At 53.0% G+C, this 19989-nt stretch carries 21 protein-coding genes, 1 tRNA gene and 4 pseudogenes; 8 read left to right on the top strand and 18 right to left on the bottom strand.

Translation table 11 applies throughout. The features are described from left to right. Position 1: 1 nt before the first annotated feature. Positions 2–1009 (bottom strand): nucleoid-associated protein YejK, encoded by a 1008-nt coding sequence (yejK, locus tag JM656_RS07565; protein ID WP_192612831.1) that lies wholly within the window; start codon positions 1007–1009, stop codon positions 2–4. Positions 1010–1143: 134 nt separating this feature from the next. Here yejK and JM656_RS07560 point away from each other — a divergent pair, with 134 nt between their 5' ends. The 3 genes from JM656_RS07560 (at position 1144) to JM656_RS07550 (ending at position 3313) form a co-directional block, all read left to right on the top strand. Then, positions 1144–1371, top strand: coding sequence for a YejL family protein (locus JM656_RS07560; protein ID WP_162379210.1), 228 nt, complete (start codon positions 1144–1146; stop codon positions 1369–1371). A 31-nt stretch (positions 1372–1402) separates the two neighbouring features. After that, positions 1403–3163, top strand: a complete 1761-nt coding sequence (yejM, locus tag JM656_RS07555) for an LPS biosynthesis-modulating metalloenzyme YejM (protein ID WP_203360627.1) — start codon at positions 1403–1405, stop codon at positions 3161–3163. 73 nt (positions 3164–3236) lie between these two features. Further along, positions 3237–3313 (top strand) — tRNA-Pro (locus JM656_RS07550). 131 nt (positions 3314–3444) lie between these two features. Here JM656_RS07550 and JM656_RS22265 read toward each other — a convergent pair. After that, positions 3445–3627: pseudogene (locus JM656_RS22265) on the bottom strand (LexA family transcriptional regulator); the annotation flags it as partial. A 259-nt stretch (positions 3628–3886) separates the two neighbouring features. Then, positions 3887–4162 (bottom strand): hypothetical protein, encoded by a 276-nt coding sequence (locus JM656_RS07545; protein WP_203360626.1) that lies wholly within the window; start codon positions 4160–4162, stop codon positions 3887–3889. 20 nt (positions 4163–4182) lie between these two features. Here JM656_RS07545 and JM656_RS07540 point away from each other — a divergent pair. From JM656_RS07540 to narP, 5 genes and pseudogenes are all read left to right on the top strand, one after another. Continuing rightward, positions 4183–4398, top strand: a pseudogene (locus JM656_RS07540) (transposase); the annotation flags it as partial. A gap of 118 nt (positions 4399–4516) precedes the next feature. After that, positions 4517–5694, top strand: a pseudogene (locus JM656_RS07535) (recombinase). A gap of 245 nt (positions 5695–5939) precedes the next feature. Further along, entirely contained in the window at positions 5940–6314 is a 375-nt protein-coding gene (locus JM656_RS07530; protein WP_203361238.1) for a cell envelope integrity TolA C-terminal domain-containing protein, read from the top strand. A gap of 248 nt (positions 6315–6562) precedes the next feature. Beyond that, a pseudogene (locus JM656_RS22495) lies at positions 6563–6662 on the top strand (hypothetical protein); the annotation flags it as partial. 150 nt (positions 6663–6812) lie between these two features. Beyond that, positions 6813–7460 carry a nitrate/nitrite response regulator protein NarP gene (gene narP, locus JM656_RS07525; protein WP_203360625.1) on the top strand — a complete coding sequence of 216 codons (648 nt, stop codon included), beginning with the start codon at positions 6813–6815 and terminating at the stop codon, positions 7458–7460. Positions 7461–7504: 44 nt separating this feature from the next. Here the strand turns inward: narP and JM656_RS07520 are convergent, their stop codons facing one another. From JM656_RS07520 to napF, 15 genes are read right to left on the bottom strand one after another with little or no spacing between them, the layout of a single operon-like run. Beyond that, positions 7505–8554 carry a cytochrome c-type biogenesis protein CcmH gene (locus JM656_RS07520; RefSeq protein ID WP_203360624.1) on the bottom strand — a complete coding sequence of 350 codons (1050 nt, stop codon included), beginning with the start codon at positions 8552–8554 and terminating at the stop codon, positions 7505–7507. After that, positions 8551–9108 carry a thiol:disulfide interchange protein DsbE gene (gene dsbE / locus JM656_RS07515; RefSeq protein WP_203360623.1) on the bottom strand — a complete coding sequence of 186 codons (558 nt, stop codon included), beginning with the start codon at positions 9106–9108 and terminating at the stop codon, positions 8551–8553. Before dsbE ends, JM656_RS07520 begins: the two co-directional genes overlap by 4 nt. Then, positions 9105–11048, bottom strand: coding sequence for a heme lyase CcmF/NrfE family subunit (locus JM656_RS07510; RefSeq protein WP_203360622.1), 1944 nt, complete (start codon positions 11046–11048; stop codon positions 9105–9107). The genes dsbE and JM656_RS07510 overlap by 4 nt, the downstream gene beginning before the upstream one ends. Continuing rightward, entirely contained in the window at positions 11045–11524 is a 480-nt protein-coding gene (ccmE, locus tag JM656_RS07505) for a cytochrome c maturation protein CcmE (protein WP_203360621.1), read from the bottom strand. Before ccmE ends, JM656_RS07510 begins: the two co-directional genes overlap by 4 nt. Beyond that, positions 11521–11733: a heme exporter protein CcmD gene (ccmD, locus tag JM656_RS07500; protein ID WP_192612838.1), complete on the bottom strand. Its 213-nt coding sequence runs from the start codon at positions 11731–11733 to the stop codon at positions 11521–11523. Before ccmD ends, ccmE begins: the two co-directional genes overlap by 4 nt. Beyond that, on the bottom strand, positions 11730–12467 hold the full coding sequence (locus JM656_RS07495; RefSeq protein WP_203360620.1) for a heme ABC transporter permease: 738 nt from the start codon (positions 12465–12467) through the stop codon (positions 11730–11732). Before JM656_RS07495 ends, ccmD begins: the two co-directional genes overlap by 4 nt. Before the next feature lie 41 nt (positions 12468–12508). Next, the gene (gene ccmB, locus JM656_RS07490; RefSeq protein ID WP_192612840.1) at positions 12509–13168 is read right to left on the bottom strand and encodes a heme exporter protein CcmB; all 660 of its coding nucleotides are present in this window, start codon (positions 13166–13168) and stop codon (positions 12509–12511) included. Continuing rightward, positions 13165–13791, bottom strand: coding sequence for a cytochrome c biogenesis heme-transporting ATPase CcmA (ccmA, locus tag JM656_RS07485; protein ID WP_238929205.1), 627 nt, complete (start codon positions 13789–13791; stop codon positions 13165–13167). The genes ccmB and ccmA overlap by 4 nt, the downstream gene beginning before the upstream one ends. Before the next feature lie 14 nt (positions 13792–13805). Continuing rightward, entirely contained in the window at positions 13806–14408 is a 603-nt protein-coding gene (gene napC / locus JM656_RS07480; RefSeq protein WP_192612841.1) for a cytochrome c-type protein NapC, read from the bottom strand. Positions 14409–14417: 9 nt separating this feature from the next. Next, a complete protein-coding gene (gene napB, locus JM656_RS07475; RefSeq protein ID WP_192612842.1) occupies positions 14418–14867 on the bottom strand; it encodes a nitrate reductase cytochrome c-type subunit in 450 nt (149 codons plus the stop codon). Next, the gene (gene napH / locus JM656_RS07470) at positions 14864–15727 is read right to left on the bottom strand and encodes a quinol dehydrogenase ferredoxin subunit NapH (protein ID WP_203360619.1); all 864 of its coding nucleotides are present in this window, start codon (positions 15725–15727) and stop codon (positions 14864–14866) included. Before napH ends, napB begins: the two co-directional genes overlap by 4 nt. After that, complete coding sequence (napG, locus tag JM656_RS07465; RefSeq protein ID WP_203360618.1) at positions 15714–16409, bottom strand: ferredoxin-type protein NapG; 696 nt, start codon at positions 16407–16409, stop codon at positions 15714–15716. The genes napH and napG overlap by 14 nt, the downstream gene beginning before the upstream one ends. A 6-nt stretch (positions 16410–16415) precedes the next feature. Continuing rightward, positions 16416–18902, bottom strand: coding sequence for a nitrate reductase catalytic subunit NapA (gene napA, locus JM656_RS07460; RefSeq protein WP_203360617.1), 2487 nt, complete (start codon positions 18900–18902; stop codon positions 16416–16418). Then, complete coding sequence (gene napD, locus JM656_RS07455; protein ID WP_162379194.1) at positions 18899–19162, bottom strand: chaperone NapD; 264 nt, start codon at positions 19160–19162, stop codon at positions 18899–18901. Before napD ends, napA begins: the two co-directional genes overlap by 4 nt. Then, the gene (napF, locus tag JM656_RS07450) at positions 19152–19643 is read right to left on the bottom strand and encodes a ferredoxin-type protein NapF (RefSeq protein ID WP_203360616.1); all 492 of its coding nucleotides are present in this window, start codon (positions 19641–19643) and stop codon (positions 19152–19154) included. Before napF ends, napD begins: the two co-directional genes overlap by 11 nt. Positions 19644–19989 lie beyond the last annotated feature (346 nt).

The following is a 19989-nucleotide window of genomic DNA, read 5'->3' as shown; positions in this document are numbered from 1 at the left end:
ATCAATTTCCGCCTGACGTCCGGCGTTGCAGCTGATCGCGCAGATTCGGCGGCGTGCCTTTAATGGTTAAGGTGTCGGTCGCCGGATCCCAGAAAATGCGTTCGCCTAACAGCATGGCGTCAAAGTTAATGGTTAACCCACCGCCGCTACCGGCGTATTTGGTCAACTGGCGTAATGTACTGCGATCGGCCGGGAAACTCTCTTCCAGCTCATAGCCTTTATCCGCCGTAAACTCGCTGAAGCTTACTTCACTAACACCAGCAAGTTCTTTCGACAGCGACTCGAGCTCAATTTCTTCGCCCGCCTGTAGCTGCTCGTTGCAGTAGCTGTACACCTGCTGACGCACGTTCTGGCGCTCTGATTTATCCAGCTGCGCTTCTGCCGTGAAGTCATCCACCGCCTGCAACAAACCCCGGTTTTGCGCTTTCGCGTTCAGCCCTTCGCTCGCACCGAGGAAATCCATAAAGAAATCAGCAACCTTGCGCCCTACCCGACCTTTCAGGAAAGTCAGATAACGCGTGGATTCCGGATTGGTTTCCCATTCTGTTAAATCAATACGCGCCACGATATCCGCATGATTGATGTCCAGGTAGTGCGTCGGGTTAATGTCCAGGTTTTCATTCACACGCATGCTGCTTAAGTTGTTCAGCACCGCGACCAGCAGATACTCCACCGCCAGATAGCGATAGTGGCAGAAAAGCACAATACCGCCGTCAGCAAACGGATACTTCGCCAGCTCATCACGTAAACGACCGGTTGCCGCACGGCTGAAGGCAAGAAAATCTTCCTCGCCCTGACGCTGTAACCGCAGCGTTTGCGCCAGTTCGCTCTCTTCGCTGAACAGGCCATACGCTTTGTTTTTCGCGCTATAGACCCGGTGCAGTTCAGCCACCATCTCGACAACGGTGGTTGTCGGTTCCAGTAATGAATCGCGCAGGACCAGCTCAAGGTTTTGCTCATCACGCTTGATAAGCTGGTGCAGGGCAATCTGGTTGATATCCAGACTCATGATAAACTCTCCTTTAAGACCGGGCGGTATTCAACCACCTGCTGGTCAGTGACGCAATAGAAGATAAAAAAGCAGAAAAAAAACTGTTGCTACGGTAATATGTTGCCCTTTCATGAACAAACTGATGTCGATTTATGCCACAACATTCCCGCTACAGTGACGAACACGTTGAACAATTACTGAGTGAACTGCTCAACGTACTGGAAAAACATAAGGCGCCGACCGACCTTTCCCTGATGGTATTGGGAAACATGGTGACGAACCTGATTAACACCAGCATTGCCCCGGCCCAACGCCAGGCGATTGCAGACTCTTTTGCCCGTGCCCTGAAGTCCTCGGTTAACGAAGACAAAGCGCACTAAGAACCGGCTCCGGGGAAAATAACGACAGGTTATGGTAACTCATCGTCAGCGCTACCGTGAAAAAGTCTCTCAGATGGTTAGCTGGGGGCACTGGTTTGCTCTGTTCAACATTCTGTTGGCCATGGTGCTTGGCAGTCGTTACCTGTTTGTCGCAGACTGGCCGACAACGCTTGCGGGTCGTATCTACTCCTACCTGAGCATTGTCGGGCATTTCAGTTTTCTGGTGTTTGCCACCTATCTGCTGATTCTGTTTCCCCTGACGTTTATCGTCATGTCCCAGCGGCTGATGCGCTTCTTATCAGCCATCCTGGCGACAGCGGGCATGACGCTGCTGTTGATCGACAGCGAAGTCTTCACCCGTTTCCACCTGCATCTTAATCCCATTGTCTGGGAACTGGTCATTAACCCAGACCAGAACGAGATGGCGCGTGACTGGCAGCTGATGTTTATCAGCGTGCCCATTATTCTGCTAATCGAAATGCTGTTTGCGACCTGGAGCTGGCAGAAACTGCGCAGCCTGACGCGTCGTCGCCATTTTGCCAGGCCGCTTGCCGCCTTCCTTTTTATTTCGTTTATTGCTTCGCATATGGTGTACATCTGGGCTGATGCCAACTTCTATCGCCCGATCACCATGCAGCGCGCAAACCTACCGCTCTCTTATCCGATGACGGCGCGCCGCTTTCTTGAGAAACACGGTTTGCTGGATGCGCAAGAGTATCAGCGCCGCCTGGTGGAACAGGGAAATCCGGAAGCGGTATCCGTACAATATCCATTGAGCGATCTGCAATACCGTGACATGGGGACTGGGCAAAACGTTCTGTTGATTACGGTGGATGGTCTGAACTATTCCCGTTATGAAAAACAGATGCCTGCGCTTGCCCGTTTTGCAGAACAGAGTATTTCGTTCACCCGTCATATGAGTTCGGGCAACACCTCGGATAACGGTATTTTTGGCCTGTTCTATGGCGTATCCCCCAGCTATATGGACGGTATTTTGTCGACCAGAACGCCGGCTGCTCTGATTTCAGCACTGAATCAGCAAGGCTATCAGTTAGGCTTATTCTCGTCCGACGGATTTACCAGCCCGCTCTATCGCCAGGCGCTGCTGTCAGACTTCTCTATGCCGACGGTTCAGACGCAGTCTGATGCACAAACGGCGAGTCAGTGGATTAGCTGGCTGAGTCGCTACGCCCAGGAAGATAACCGCTGGTTCTCGTGGGTCTCCTTCAACGGCACCAACATTGATGACAGTAACCAGAAGAATTTTGCGAAACGGTATGCCCGTGCCGCGGAAAATGTTGATGCACAAATTAACCGTGTGCTTACCGCGCTACAAGACGCCGGTAAACTGAACAACACGGTAGTGATCATTACTGCGGGTCGTGGTGTGCCTCTGACTCAGGAAGAGAACAATTTTGACTGGTCCCGCGGACATCTGCAGGTACCGCTTGTCATCCACTGGCCAGGAACGCCAGCGCAGCGTATTAATAGCCTGACTGACCATACCGACCTCATGACGACATTGATGCAACGGTTACTGCACGTGAGCACGCCAGCTAACGAGTACTCTCAGGGGCAGGATCTTTTCAATGCGACACGCCGCCATTACTGGGTAACGGCTGCCGACGGAAGCACGTTGGCGGTGACCACGCCGGGAATGACGCTGGTGCTGAAAAATAACGGCAACTATCAAACGTACGATCTGCGTGGTGAAAAGATAAAAGACCAGAAACCGCAGCTGAGTCTATTGTTGCAGGTGCTGACGGATGAGAAACGATTCATTGCTAACTGATTAATTATAAATCAGTTAGCAAGACATCCCCTTGCATTCGTGGTGGAAAGCGGTAGTATTAGCACCCACGAGTCGGCACGTAGCGCAGCCTGGTAGCGCACTGTCATGGGGTGTCAGGGGTCGGAGGTTCAAATCCTCTCGTGCCGACCAAAATCCCCCAGAAAACCAACCTTAACCGGTTGGTTTTTTTATGCTTATTTTCTGAGTGCGGAATTAATGGGGAGCCATTGGGGGAAAAAAACCGACGGAGCTTATCAACTTTACTGCATAATTCCGGCAGATCACATAGCCGGGCAATCGTCGAATTCCCCTAACCTCGCGTCATTGATGATATAGGTAATTACCCCAAACACAGGACGTGAAGTATTGTAGCCGCCCACATCAACTGGCAGCGCCTCCCTTCGTCCGTTTTCCAGATTGATCAGGTGTGGTTTCCGGTAAGTGCGATATCGCTTGATCCTGAAAGACCTTCATTGATACTTAGCCTAGCTTAGGCCAGGCTATAGTTAATAAATTTCTTTCACATTTCAACCCAAACAGGATTATCATTTTTATCTGAACCACGGCACATGCCATCTGGTGGTTGTGCCGTATACATTTCTACGGTCTCGTTTGTAACTCCCACGAGATCTTCAGGCCACATCCCCGAAGCCTTATAATGCTCTTTCATTGATGAAATAAAAAAACATATTGTTTGATGCACTAAAAGCGAATTGGCTCATATCAGTACCCTTTTGCGCTCCATGAAAACTGTTGAGTAACAGTCAACGTAGCAGTTGATGACCAGTGAAGGCGAAAACCAGTTGCGGTTGGATTACTGTATGAAAGCTCAAATCGCCCGAAATTATTGCTAAAAATATTCAGAGCGATGAGCCAAGGGGCAGAGCTAAACGCAACAGGGAAAACCACATCAACATATCCGGGGGAAACCATACCTGTCGGGATTGTGATATTTCCCCATTGTTCTACTATCCCACCGCCGTTTGGCAGTTGCTGCATTCCATTATTTCCACGAATTGCCGGGAAAACCGACAGATAACCCGTTTATTGAATCATTTAACGGTAGCCTGCGGGATGAATGCCTGAACATTCACTGGTTGCTGTCACTGGAAGATGCACAGGAAAAACTCGACAGCTGGCGCCGGGAATACAATCATGAAAGGACACATTCATCATTAAATGACATGACTCCGGCTGAATTCATCCGAAGTCTCCAGAAAGACGAAGATCTCTGATTTAGCACTGTACTGAATTTGGGCCAGGGTCAATTTGGCCGGGATCTCAAAAAATGCCTGGAACTAAAACGGGTCTATTTACACAAGCAGTTCGTAAGTTAATAAATTAGGGCTGACCATGGTAGCAAGAACAAGAAAAAGAGAATACCGACATCTACCTGATTATCTTATTTTTGATAAAGATCGCAGTGTTTATAAATTCACTCTGGTTACAGGGAAGAAAAAAATATTGGTAAAGACAGGGCAATCGCAATTGCCATAGCCCGCGAATACAACCTAAGAATGAGACCATCACTCACGCCTTCAGTTGATAATCTCATAAGAGAATCTGGTCGGGTAACAGGAGAAGCCAAACCATTTGCTGAACATGTAGATCATATAATAGCTAGAGCTATTAAGGACGAGCGTCCATCTCAGGGTACACAAGAGGATTGGAATAACGACTCTCAACGCGTGAAAGAATTTTTTATTAATATCCCTGCGTGTGATATCGAACTGGAACATGTTAATGCGTACATCAACCAATACCATGCTGACGCGTCAGCAAACGTACAAAACAGGAAAGTCAGTTTTCTTAAAAAACTCTTCTCCTATGCGGTCGATGAATCGCTGATGTTCGATAATCCGGCAACCCGTAAAAAAATGCGCAGGACTGAAGAGAAGAAACGCCAGCGCCTTTCACTTGATAACTTTAAAGCCATCAGGCGCTCCGCAGAACCTTGGCTCAGAACGGCTATGGATTTAGCATTACAAACGACACATGCTCGTTTAGAGGTTTCACGGATCCGCTACTCCATCAATGAACCAAAAGACGGTGTTTGCGGATGCGTATGGTTAGCGCAGACTGAAAACGGGATATATGGGACATTGTATATCCATAGGCAGAAGGTTCAAAAGAAAGAGGCATCACACGTAGCGATCCCGATTGGGGAGGAGTTAAAGCGGATTATTGACGATAGCCGCGATAATGTGGCCAGTCCGTTTGTCGTTCACAGGCTCCCGGAGCGGCAAGTTAAACGCAGCAAAGAGGTTTCACACCCCACTCAAGTTGCCCCAGATTACTTAAGTCGGTCATTCTCTGCTATGCGTGACAAGCTGGGTTTATGCGACAACCGGCATTGGAAGAAACGGCCAACCTTTCACGAAATACGAGCTTTGGCTGCTCACCTGTTCGACGTACAGGGCATAGATCCTCAAGGTCGCATGGCCCACAGCGATGCAAAATCGACAAAGATCTACACGCAAAATCATATTGATTGGGTCGTGGTACCTCATGGGGAAATTAAAGCCGGTTAAGTTGCATTGGTTCGGATTAGTAAGGCACAAAGCCATATCTAATCTGACACGTAGCATACACATCTCGAACATTACCGTTTTACAGTTCCTACTGTTACTACCAAAAAGAGTTTGTATCATTCAGATGATGAATATATAAACCATGCTGTAAACACACACAAAAATGAAGAAGTAGGCGACTGATTTTTAGATAGATATTTTAAACTTCAAGGAGTGAACAAGTGACTATAGTAAAGAAAATAATCATGCTTTCAGCTGTAGTCTACCTAGTAACGGGGTGCGCGCCGTTACATCCACCTGGCTGCCATAAAACCACAGCATTGGGAAGCTGTAGCTCAGGTAACTGGGATGACCAAGATGAATGGGGTGCACAAGCTCGGGCAATCAGGGCAGCGGTAAATTCCAAACTAACCGATCCACAAAGCTGGAAAGGAAAGAAATGTAGGTTGCATATAGAATTTGCGCAGGATGGCACGGCTTCGAACATATCAACCAGCAATGGTAATAAAGAGTACTGCGAGGCGGTAAAATTAGCTGCTGAGAAAGCTAAGTTCCCAGCCTTTACCAACCCAGAAGTATATCGGGATTTTAAAAAGTCTGGTTTCAATATGAACGGTTAGTCATATCCAGATGTTGAAAGAAACCACTGCACATTCGACCCTGATTGACAGATTTGATTGTGTTTTGTCATAGAACACCAGCAGGTCTAATCTGAGCTTAAACATCTAAATGGCATGGGGAGAAACCCTCCCCTAACCCATTGATGTATATAGAGCAGAATTTGCTTAAAAAGCACTGTTTGTTTATACATACAAACACTATCTAACACCAGTAATGACGCGGTTTACAGCGAATTTTAATCGGTGTCATGGGGTGTCAGGGGTCGGAGGTTCAAATCCTCTCGTGCCGACCAAAATTCCCCAAGAAAACCAGCCTTTTACGGCTGGTTTTTTTATGTCTGACGTTTATCTCTTCCCGCAAAGCCCTTTCAGTCACGCAGGTTTTACTACGTACCCATAGACAAATTAGGGTAAAATTTACGCTCTCATCAGCGCGACGAATCTGGAAAACTGACACGCTGAAAACAATAATGATTCTAATAATCTCAGGAGAACAGCATGCCTGAAGCAACCCCTTTTCAGGTGCTCATTGTGGATGATCATCCGCTTATGCGGCGGGGCATTCGTCAATTACTGGAGCTGGATAGCGCATTTAACGTCGTTGCTGAAGCGGGCGATGGCGCGAGCGCTATCGATCTGGCGAACCGTCTTGACGTCGATGTGATCCTGCTTGATCTGAATATGAAAGGCATGAGTGGGCTGGATACCCTGAATGCGTTGCGTCGCGATGGCGTCACCGCGCAAATCATCATTCTCACTGTTTCCGACTCTGCCAGCGACGTTTACGCGTTGATTGACGCAGGTGCTGATGGTTATTTGCTGAAAGACAGTGATCCTGAAGTTCTGCTGGATGCAATTCGCAAGGGCGCGAACGGCGGCAACGTCTTCAGCGATCGCGTCAGTGAGTACCTGCGTGAACGGGAAATGTTTGGCGCTGAAGAAGACCCCTTCAGTATGCTGACTGAGCGTGAACTGGATGTTCTGCATGAACTTGCTCAGGGGCTGTCTAATAAGCAAATTGCCGCTGTGCTGAACATCTCAGAACAGACCGTAAAGGTACATATCCGCAATCTGTTGCGTAAGCTCAACGTGCGTTCACGCGTCGCGGCGACGATCCTGTTTCTGCAAACACGCGGCCTGCATTAAAGAGCAGCATGCCGGATAACGCTGCTTATCCGGCAATCCGCCGATTACTCTGCCTGGGGCGACAGTTGCTGCATCGCCTGTTTAATACTGCGTTCAAGCACCGCCCTGCGCGTATCGTTGGCAGGCAGTAATTTCAGCATCATCTCCCAGGCCGCCACCGCCTCACCATACCGCTGCTGCTCAAAAGCATTAAACGCATACATGCTCAGCACGCGGACGTTAGCATGATCGCTTCGCACCAACTGGCGCAGTAACTCGCCTCCCTGTCGATTATCATCAGGATCGGAAGAGCGCGTTAACGCTTCTGCATAACCCAGCGCCGCGTCACTGTTTTTAGGATCCAGCCGGTAGGCGTTGGCATAGGCTTGCGTCGCCGTACTGGCGTTTCCCAACACCATGCCGATGCGCCCAAGCATAATCCAGCCTTCGGTATTCCCCTCATCACTTTGCAGGCGAGTACGTAAGCCCAGTGCCAGACGCGTCATCTCTTCTTCATTGAGCGGCTGAGCTTTCGGATCCAGCGCACGTTCAAGCAGGGCTGGCGTCTGTGCGGTGGCCTGTTGCCAGATTTTCACCTGTGCATAATTGCCGGTCCGATAATAACTGACCGCCCCTATGACAATGGCAATTACAATCCCAGGAATGTAGATACCAAACCCGGCGCGCTTTTCTTCCGTGGGGAGTTCGTCAGGAAACGCTTCCCGTTTCAATCGTACACGGCGACGCGAACGGGCAAAAATAATCCAGCCACCCGCTCCGATAGCCACTGCCGGCAGTACCCACAGCAGCAGTGTCAACGGGGTTAACGGCGGATCGTAGGTGACGAAATTACCGTAACGCGCCACCATATAATCGACGATCTCTTTCTGGCTTTTACCTTCCTGCATAAGCTCGTACACTTTTTGTCGCAGGTCGGTGGCAATCATCGAGTTAGAATCGGCAATGCTGTTGTTCTGGCATTTCGGGCAACGCAATTGTTCGGTGAGCTGACGGAATTGCTGCTCCTGCGCCTCATCCTTAAACTGCATCACATCAATGGTGGCCAGCGCCGAACCGGAGATCACCAGCATCAGCACCCCCAATAAAAATCTCATCGCGCGGCCTCCTTGCTGTATTTTTCCCACAGCGGCTTGATTTCGCTTTCCCACACTCGCGCGTTAAGATCGCCCGCATGACGATAGCGAATGATCCCCTTACCGTCGATCAGGAATGTTTCTGGCGCGCCATACACCCCCAGATCGAGGCCAAGCATACCGTCACCATCAAACAGACTTAGCGCGTACGGGTTGCCTAACTCTTTCAACCAGACGATCGCTTTCTGGCGGTCATCTTTGTAGTTCAACCCCACCACCCGGATACCCTGCGCCGAAAGCTGATTCAGATACTGATGTTCCGCACGACAGGTCGGGCACCAGGTTGCCCAAACGTTAAGCAATACTGGTTTACCCTGCGTTAATACGTCTGCCTGATAATGCTGACCGGGATTCTCCAGCGATTCCAGCCGGAAAGTCGGTACAGGTTTGCCAATCAACGCCGATTCCAGATTGGTCGGATCGTCCCCCTCAGCATTACGCGCCAGCTGCCACAACAGCGCCGCGGCGATGACGAGGAAAATAACAAAAGGTATCAACAGTACGTTGCGCTTCATACAGCCTCCGGCGCGGTGTTGCGCGAACAAGCGCGCTTGCGATAACGCGGGTCAAACAGGCAGAAAAGCCCGCCCAGCGCCATCAGCAACCCACCCGCCCATATCCAACGAATAAACGGTTTGTAATACAGCCGCACAGCCCATGCGCCATTTTCCAGCTCTTCACCCAGCGCGGCGTACAAATCACGGGTGATCCCGCCATCAATCGCCGCTTCCGTCATCATCGAACGGCTGCTGTTGTAAAAGCGCTTCTCCGCATGGAGCGTCGCTTCCGCTTTGCCCTCTCGCGTCACATCAATGAGGGCCACGCCACCGCGATAGTTTGGCCCGGCGACCTCTTTTACTTCGCGGAACGTAAAGCGATACTCGTGAATATCCACGCTATCACCCGCCTTCATGCGTACATCACGTTCAACGCTGTAGTTCTGGCTAAAGGCAATCCCCACCAGCGTGACCGCCAGTCCGACATGACCGGCCACCATTCCCCAATGGCTGAAGCTCATTTTTGTGCCGCGCGAGATACGCAGCGCCACTTCCGCCATTGCCAGCACAAAAACCCAGCTTGCCATTGCCAGTCCGACGACCGTCATCGCGACAATTTTGTTCTCATACAACCACGGTAACAGCAGTGACAGCACCAGGGTGGTGACAAATGCGACAACCAGTAACATCTTGATTTTACGCGGCCTGTCACGGCCCCAGCGTACCAGCGGCCCGATCCCCAACAGCAACGCGAATGGTGCCATCAGCCAGGTAAACATGGTGTTGAAGAACGGTTCGCCGATGGAAATGCTGCCCAGCCCTAACTGTTTATGCACCAGCGGCAGCAGCGTACCCAGTAACACCACCAGCATGGCGGCAATGAGCAACACGTTGTTACCCAGCAGCAATGACTCACGCGACCACAGGGCGTTATTCACCCGCGAACGCACCTTGTGTCCGCGCGTGGCGAACAGCAGCAGCGAGCCGCCAATTACCAGCACCATAAAGGCAAGGATGAACATCCCGCGGGAAGGATCGGAGGCAAACGCGTGAACAGAAACCAGGACGCCAGAGCGCACCAGGAAAGTCCCCAGCAGACAAAGCGAGAAAGCGCAGATTGAGAGCAACAGCGTCCAGGCTTTAAAGCTGGCGCGCTGTTCCGTCACCGCCAGCGAATGCATCAGCGCGGTTCCCACCAGCCACGGCATAAATGAAGCGTTTTCTACCGGGTCCCAGAACCACCAACCGCCCCAGCCCAGCTCGTAATACGCCCATGCGGAGCCCAGCACAATGCCGAGCGTCAGGAAAACCCACGCGGCCAACGTCCAGGGGCGAGAAAAACGAGCAAAGGTGCTGTCCAGACGCCCGCTCATCAACGAGGCGATAGCAAAGGCAAACGCCACCGAGAAACCCACGTAGCCCATATATAACAGCGGTGGATGGAAAATGAGGCCAGGGTCCTGCAACAGCGGGTTTAAATCGCGCCCTTCAATGGGGAAGTCCGGCAATGTACGGGCGAAAGGATTCGACGTGAACAGAATAAACAGCAGAAAACCGACGCTAACCATGCCCATAACCGCCAGCACGCGAGCGACGATATCCAGCGGCATCCGCTGGCTGAACAGCGCCACCGCGAACGTCCAGCCGCTCATCAGCAACACCCACAACAGCAGTGAGCCTTCATGCGCGCCCCAGGTGGCCGCCACCCGATACCAGACCGGCAACTGGGTGTTGGAATTACTGGCCACGTAGGTCACGGTAAAATCGTTCACCACGAACGCATTCACCAGCACCATAAAGGCACCCATGACGCAAATAAACAGGAGCCATGCGAAAGGTCGCGATGACGCCATCATGCGCACATCGCCACGCGCCACGCCCCACAGCGGGTAAATCGAGAGCAATAACGCCACGCCAAGCGCCAGGCACAGCAGCGCGTTGCCAATCTCAGGCATCATGATGCTTTATCCTTGTAGACGCTTTCCGGGCGGCGATGGTTTTCCTGCATCGCTTTTTCAACCTCTGGCGGCGTGTAGTTTTCATCATGTTTGGCCAGCACCTCTTTTGCCTGAACATGATTGTTCTCCCCCAGCATCCCCTGCACCACGACCCCCTGCCCTTCGCGGAACAGATCCGGCAGAATGCCTTCGTATGTGACATCCACCACGCCTTCGGCGTCATAAATGCTGAAGTTAACTTTGAGCGAATCCGGGGCGCGTTTCACACTTCCCGGCATAACCATGCCGCCGACACGCAAGCGCTGGCCAACCTCCGGCAACTGTTGCGTTTCACGCTTGCCGTAAATAATCTCGCCCGGCGTGTAAAACAGGTCGATGTTGGAACGCAGCGCATACAGCACCAACGTGATGGTCAGCGCCAGACCGCCCAGTACGGCAACGGCTATCCACAACCGATTTTTACGTCGAATATTCACGCGACCTCCTGTTGCGTCCGCACCGCCTGCATTCGGGCTTCGCGCGCGTTCTGTTGCGCCACGCCGCGTAAAATCGCCCGGTGTTGTAAGACGGTATGCAGCACCAGTCCCCCCAGCGAAATCAGCGTCATCACCACCGCCAGCCAGACATAAAAGGCGTAACCGCCCATCGCGAAGAAATCACTCCAGGATGCAAATGCGCTGGTCATTGGCGGCCTCTTTTTAATACCAGTTCGCTCACCCACGGGCGGCGTTTTTCCATCATCAGAATCAGGTTGCGCATACGCATCAACGCCAGAGTCATAAACAGCAGCAGATACCCCACAATCGCCAGACGAAGCGGGGAACGCATCGCCGGATCAATGCTTTGTTGCATGCGCGTCGAGCCTTGATGCAGGGTGTTCCACCACTCCACCGAGTAATGAATAATCGGTAAGTTAACCACGCCAATCAGCACCAAAATCCCTGCCGCACGACCGGCCAGACGGCGATCGTCAAACGCATGCCACAGCGCAATAACGCCAACATAGAGAAACAGCAGCACCAGCTCTGAGGTGAGTCGGGCATCCCATACCCACCAGGTTCCCCACATCGGTTTGCCCCATGCGGAACCGGTGACCAGCGCAATAAAGGTAAACACGGCACCAATCGGCGCCATCGCAGCCACAGCCAGGTTGGCCATTTTCATCTGCCAGACCAGGCCGATAAACGCGGCAACCGCCATTGAGGCATAGATCCCCATCGACCAGATCGCCGCAGGCACATGCAGATAAATAATCCGGTAGCTTTGTCCCTGCTGATAATCCGCCGGAGCAAAGCCGAATCCCCAGATCCAGCCCGTCGCCAGGGCCACCACGGTGGCGATAGCCAGCCACGGAACAAAATAGCCACAGATCTGATAGAGCCGTGGCGGGATCGCAAGTTGATGAAGTGTTTTCCACATAATTCAGTCACCAGACTCAAACAAAACAGATAAAAACCGCGTTACTGCATACTGATGCGTAACGCTGCCGCCGTCGCAAAAGGACTTAACGTCGCACTGCCTGCCAGCAGCGCGCCGAGGATCGCCATGTATCCCTCAACAGGCAAATGCATGGATGCCGCATCCATCGCGGCGGTTGCAAAAATTAATAATGGGATCGTCAGCGGCAGCACCAGCACGCTCAGCAGCACGCCGCCGCGCTTGAGTCCTACCGTCAGCCCCACCCCCGGTGCGCCGAGAAAGCTCAGCGTCGGCGTCCCCAGCAGTAACGTCAGCGCCATGATTTTCCAGCCGTAGATGTCCATTCCCAACAGCAACGCCACCAGGGGGGAGAGGATCAGCAACGGAAGTCCCGTCACCATCCAGTGCGCCATCACTTTGGCCAGCACCACCGCCGGTAATGGCAATGGCAGCAACATCAGCTGTTCAAGGCTGCCATCCTGTAAGTCGTCGCGGAATAAGCGCTCCAGCGCCAACAGCGAAGAGAGCAACGCAGCCACCCAGATAATGCCAGGCGCAATGCGCGCCAAAAGCTGCGGCTCAGGGCCAATACTTAACGGGAACAGGGTGATAACGATCAGAAAGAACCATAATGGATTGGCAATTTCCGCACTATGACGGAACGCAACCCGCAGTTCGAGACGGAAAATTCGCCACATCATTGCCCTACCCTCTCACCGGTCAGCGCAATACGGCGGATCCTGTCGGTGTCGACATTCATCGGCTGATGGGTGGTCAGAATCACAATCCCACCCTGGTCAGTATGATGCGCCATCCGCTGCGTCAGGCGTTCCACGCCGTTCACATCGATGGCGGTAAAAGGTTCGTCGAGGATCCAGAGTTTGGCCCGGGTGAGCCAGAGACGCGCCAGCGCGACGCGGCGCTGCTGTCCGGCAGAAAGTTGATTAACGGGAATGTCTTCGTAGCCAGCCAGTCCGGCCTGCGCGAGAGCTTCCAGGCACTGTGCGACATCGCCATCCTGATGAAAAAAACGCAGGTTTTCCAACGCCGAAAGCCGGGTTTTGATCCCCGGCTGATGTCCGATCCACAGCAGATCCTGATGATAGCTGTCCCGCACGTTGCGTAATGGTTGCTCTTGCCAGTAGACCTCCCCGGCATCAGGGCGAGCCAGCCCGGTAAGCAAGCGCAGGAGCGTGGTTTTCCCTGCACCGTTGCCTCCGGTAATTTGTACCCATTCTCCGGCCTTCACGCGAAACGACAGTCCGCTGAACAATATTCTGTCGTCTCGCTCGCAGAGGAGTTCTCTGGCTTCAAGTATTCCCACTCATCAACATCCTGTTAAAAGCCTGGTTTAACGTCGCGCATATCCGGGAGTTTATGCGCTATACCTTTGTGACAATCGATACAGGTTTGCCCTTCTTTCACGGCCTGGTCGTGCATTTTAGCTGCGACGCCTTTCTGGGCCGTTAAATCCATAAACTCGAAGTTGTGGCAATTGCGACACTCTTGCGAGTTGTTGTCTTTCATCCGCCGCCACTCATTTTGCGCCATGGTCAGACGATGATCTTCAAACTTCTGTGGGGTGTCGATAAGACCAAATGCCTTGGCATACAGCTCTTTACTGGCTTTGATCTTACGGATCATTTTCGGGCCCCACTCGTGTGGGACGTGGCAATCAGGACACGTTGCCCGCACGCCGCTGCGGTTGTTGTAGTGTACGGTTTCCATATACTCCTGATAAACCGTATTACGCATTTCGTGGCAGCTAATGCAGAACTCTTCGGTGTTGGCTTTTTCCATACCGGTGTTGAAACCGCCCCAGAAAATAATGCCGCCGACAAAACCGATTAACAGTAACGTGCCCAGCGCCAGGCGGCTGGGTCGACGCCACCATTGCCAGACGCGCTTAATGACACCCGGTTTACGGTTAGAATTTTCCATAATGACCTCTTATTTCCCGTAACCTTTCGAGGGCGTAAACGTGTTTTCAACAATCGGCGCTGCGTCTGCCTGCGGTACGTGGCACTGCAAACAGAAATAGCGGCGCGGCGCGACTTCACCTGATACTTTGCCGTCGCTATCCATAAAGTGCGTCGGGCTGATACGCGGCGCCCCCGTGGTGCGATAGCTTTCCACACCGTGACATTGCAGACAGCGGTTGGTGTTGGTGGTTACCTGATACCCATCCACGCTGTGTGGAACCATAGGGGGCTGATTGACATAGTTCAGCGGCAGGCGCTCCTGCTCTTTAGGCATACGAATCGCCCCTTCCTGCGTCCCAGACACTTCTGGCGACTGGCTCAGATCTACTCCGTTTGCTGCCCAAACCGCACTACTGACCACCAGGGCCAGCCCGGCCGTCCACTGACACAGCGCTTTAATCAGGTCATGGCTTTTCATGATTTCGCTCCCGAACTCCATCGTGTTGTTATTGTAAAAACGTCCTCAGAACAGACATCCACGCAACGACCGCAGGTCATGCAGTCGCGGCTGGTGACCTGCACCGGGCTTTGCTCATCCAGCACCGGCGCACGTAGCACATGCGGTTCCGGGCAAACATGAAAACAATCCATACAGCGGTTACATTTCTGTCTGTCTTTCGCCGCAACGGTCAGCGCACCTTTGCTTCCCAGCACGCCATACAGTGCGCCTAAAGGGCAGAGATGCCCGCACCAGCCGTGTTCAACGACCAGTAAATCAAATAAAAACAGAGCGATAATCAGCAGTGCGCCACTACCAAATCCCATCACCAGGCTTCGTCCCAGCAGAGAAACCGGGTTAATCCATTCCCACAGTAGCGTTCCTGTCAGGGCCGATCCGACCAGCACCACAACCAGAAGAACGTACCGTATATGACGAGGGAGGCTCGCGGACTGATTCAGGTCAAACCTTCTGCGTAGCCCGTTAGCTAAATCGGTAACGGGGTTCAGAGGGCAGACCCAACTGCAAAATAATCGCTTTCCCGCAAGGGCATACAGCACCGTGATGATCACCGCCCCGGTCAGCGCTACCGTGGCCGGTAAATGTCCACTGGCCAGACTTTGCAGGGCTATCAGCGGGTCGGTCAACGGGATGGCGTCGAACAGCAAACTGCTGCTGTAGTTACCGTGGAGGATCCACACCCCCAACCACGGGCCGCTCAGAAACATTCCCAGCACCAGCAGTTGACTTACGCGACGAAAAACCAACCAGCGATGGCTGCGCCACCAGCCTTTTTTCACCCGGGATTCACGCCCGGCATCACGTTTACGATTTGCCATCGTTCCCCTCCAGCCAGCCGAAGCGGTAGTGGTGACCCAACTCCCCTTTCGCCAGCGACAGCGGCAATACTTTTATTGCCGGTTGCTCCAGGACACAGACTTTTTCGCACTTACCGCAGCCTGTGCAGGCGTCGCTGTGAACGGTAGGAAGGAAACGCGCATGCTTGCCTGTGCGCATATTGCGCTCCAGTTCCAGGGTGATCGCCTCATCGATTTTCGGGCATTCGCGATAGCAGACGTCGCAACGCAATCCCTGAAAGTTGAGGCAATTCTCCTGGTCCAGCAATACCGCCAGCCCCATGCGGGAATCATCAATTGAGCGAATCTCCCGGTCCAGTGCCCCACTCGGGCACACTTTGGCGCACGGAATGTCTTCACACATTTCACAGGGGATATCGCGGGCGACGAAATAGGGCGTCCCGGCGGCAAGCCCGGAGGCCAGCGTCGCCAGTTTTAGCGTGTCATACGGACACGCCTGAACGCACTGCCCGCACCGAACACAGGCGCTGGCAAATGCGTTTTCAGCGATGGCGCCAGGCGGTCGCAACCGCACACCCGTTGCGCGTGCGGTTTGCTGCTGTAACCCCAGCACCACGCCAACAGCAGCCAGCCCGCCCGCTGCGCGAACCATATCGCGCAGAAAGCGACGGCGGCCATTTTGCGATTTCGCTGACCGGGACATACCCTATTACACCTTCGCCAGTTTCACTGCGCACTTCTTGAAATCCGTCTCTTTAGAGAGAGGATCCGTCGCATCCAGCGTCAGGTTATTCACCAACTGTGCGGCATCGAAGAACGGCATATACACCAGTCCCTGCGGCGGACGGTTACGTCCACGCGTTTCGACAATCGAAATCACCTCACCACGACGGGAGACGACTTTCACTTTGTCGCCACGGCGCAGATCACGGGCTTTCGCATCCAGCGGATGAATGAACAGCACCGACTCCGGGAACGCACGGTGCAGCTCAGGCACACGACGCGTCATACTGCCGGTGTGCCAGTGTTCCAGCACACGACCGGTAGAAAGCCACAGGTCGTACTCTTTATCCGGTGCTTCCGCTGCGGGTTCAAACGGCAGCGCGAAGATCACCGCTTTGCCATCCGGCTTGCCGTAAAACTTGTAGCCTTCACCCGCTTTCACATACGGATCGTGGCCTTCGCTGTAACGCCACAGCGTCTCTTTCCCGTCGACTACCGGCCAGCGTATACCGCGTGCTTTGTGATAATCATCGAACGGGGCGAGATCGTGACCGTGTCCGCGACCAAACCAGGCGTACTCTTCAAACAACCCTTTTTGCAGGTAGAAACCCAGCTCGCGGGATTCATCGTTGAGTTGATCTTCCGCCAGTTCTGTCAGTGGGAATTTGCTTACCGCAGGGGTGGCGAACAGCACGTCATACAACGTTTTACCCCGCAGTTCCGGTTTCTGCGCCAGCAGCGCTTCCGGCCAGACCTCTTCAGTTTTGAAACGGCGTGCGAACTGTACCAGTTGCCACAGGTCAGATTTCGCTTCACCCGGCGCTTTAATCTGCTGACGCCAGAACTGGGTACGGCGCTCGGCGTTGCCATAAGCCCCTTCTTTTTCAACCCACATCGCCGTCGGCAGGATCAGGTCGGCAGCCAGCGCGCTGACGGTTGGGTAAGGATCGGAGACGATGATGAAGTTGCGCGGATCGCGCCAGCCCGGCATACGCTCTTCGTTGATGTTCGGTCCGGCCTGCATGTTGTTGGTACACATCGTCCAGTAGACGTTCAGCTTGCCGTCTTTCAGCGCACGGTCCTGCGCCACCGCGTGCAAACCGATTTTGGCCGGAATAGTGCCCGCTGGGATCTGCCAGTGTTTCTCACAGATGTCACGGTGCTTCTCATTGGTCACCACCATATCCGCAGGCAGACGGTGGGAGAAGGTCCCCACTTCACGGGCGGTACCACAGGCGGAAGGCTGACCGGTCAGAGAGAACGGACCGCAGCCAGGTTGCGAAATTTTACCGGTCAGCAGGTGCAGGTTGTAGACCAGGTTGTTGGCCCACACGCCGCGCGTGTGCTGGTTAAAGCCCATCGTCCAGTAGGAGATGACTTTCTTCTTCGGATCGGCATACAGCTGCGCCAGCTGTTCCAGCTGATCTTTCGGCACGCCGGTCATTTCAGCGGTTTTTTCCAGCGTATACTCCGCGACGAACGCTTTGTACTCGTCGAAGCTAATCGGCTCAGAGGCGTCGGAACCCGGGTTTTTCGCCGCTTTCTCCAGCGGATGGGTTGGACGTAAACCATAGCCGATGTCCGTCGCCCCTTTGCGCAGGTTGACGTGTTTGCTGAAGAAATCCTGATTAATGGCGTCGTTCTGAATAATGTAATTCGCGATGTAGTTGAGGATCACCAGATCGGTTTGCGGTGTGAACACCATACCGTTATCGGCCAGCTCAAAACTACGATGCTGGAAGGTGGAGAGCACGGCCACGCTCACATTGGGATCAGACAAACGACGGTTGGTAATGCGCGACCACAAAATCGGGTGCATCTCCGCCATATTGGCACCCCAAAGCACAAACGCGTCGGCCTGTTCGATGTCATCATAGCAGCCCATCGGCTCATCCATACCGAAGGTGCGCATAAAGCCCACCACCGCCGACGCCATGCAGTGGCGCGCGTTCGGATCGATGTTGTTGGAACGGAAACCAGCTTTGAACAGTTTCGCCGCCGCGTAACCTTCCCAGACGGTCCACTGACCGGAACCAAACATGCCTATCGCTTCTGGCCCTTTCTCTTTCAGAGAGGTTTTGAATTTCTCTTCCATGATGTCAAAGGCCTGGTCCCAGCTAATCGGGGTAAACTCGCCTTCTTTATTGTACTTGCCGTCTTTCATACGCAGCATCGGCTGCGTTAAACGGTCTTTTCCGTACATGATTTTCGGCAGAAAGTAACCCTTGATGCAGTTAAGCCCACGGTTAACTGGCGCTTCAGGATCGCCCTGACACGCGACAACGCGCCCCTGCTGAGTCCCCACCAGCACGCCGCAGCCCGTTCCGCAAAAACGGCACGGCGCTTTGTCCCACTTGATGGCTTCCTGCTGACCGACCACGGCGCGGGCAACGCCCGGCACGCTTAGCCCGGCAGCCGCCGCAGCGGCCGCAACGGCGTTAGCTTTCATAAAGCTACGACGACTGAGTTTCATGGTGTTTCCTCACCTTGCTCATCCTGCTGGTGATAAACCAGCGACACCGCCAGCACGCCCGCAACGTTGCGTACCGACTCAATTGTTTGCATCAGCGTTTCGCTGTGTTCTGCTTCTACCACCACGATCAGCTGACCGCTTTCCACATCGCTGAGGGCGACTTCACAGCCAGAAAACTGCTGTAATTGCGCGCTGATATCGGTGATATGCTGGCTTTTCGCCTGAACGACCAGGCTACAAACCTGCCAGTTAGTGTGCATGGTTGTACTCCGCATTAATGGCTGACACCGGGCAGCTGGCGACACACGCCCCGCATCCACTGCATGCCTGATTGTTAAGTTGCGGTTGATAAATGCCCGACAGCGTGGGGCGAAATGTGATAGCCATAGGTTCACAGCTATCCTGACAGCGATGACACTCAACAGACTGATATGCCAGGCAATCTTGCCCAAGGGTAAAATTCAGATCCCAGGCCCTGGTGTGGCGCGGAAGAAAAAGAGATTCGGTACAGGCTTGCGCGCAGGCATAACAAAAGCTGCACTCGCCCTGTTTGAAATTTACGCTCGGGTAGCCGCCCTGGCCTCGCTGCAGGATGCCGTTCTCACATGCCTGAATGCAGGCGTCACAACGGATACAATGTGCCAGAAAGTGTGAGACTTCCCCGCTCCACGGCGGACAGATCCCGTTGCTGGCTTTGCGCCAGGCGCCTGTCAATATGCCGCGACGGGATAAATCAACCATGACATTGTCCTTCCATAACGACGCTGACTCAGGAGAGTGAACGACAATAAAAACCGCATTTTTTATGAGTCGTTATTTTTAGGTGTACGATATTTCAGGATGTGATCGAGGTGCATACCCCGATGGGGGTAAATGCTGTTGCCGGATCAAAAGAGTGTCGGATTGCCGTGAGGTAATGTGCTTTTGCTCACATTTCAGTAGGTTATCTTTCAACCACCAGCCGCAAACACAAAAACAGAGATTTATCTTATTTAAATTATTCATATCAGCATATAAATCTGGATTATGAATAAACCACTCATCAATACACTTAAAATATAAGTAAATTTAGATTAATAAGAATTGT

The organism is Citrobacter sp. R56 (assembly GCF_016811995.1).
In the GTDB taxonomy this organism is placed as follows: Bacteria; Pseudomonadota; Gammaproteobacteria; order Enterobacterales; family Enterobacteriaceae; genus Citrobacter_D; species Citrobacter_D enshiensis.
Note: the sequence above shows the minus strand (reverse complement) of the source record. Positions and strands in the feature narration are given on the sequence as shown.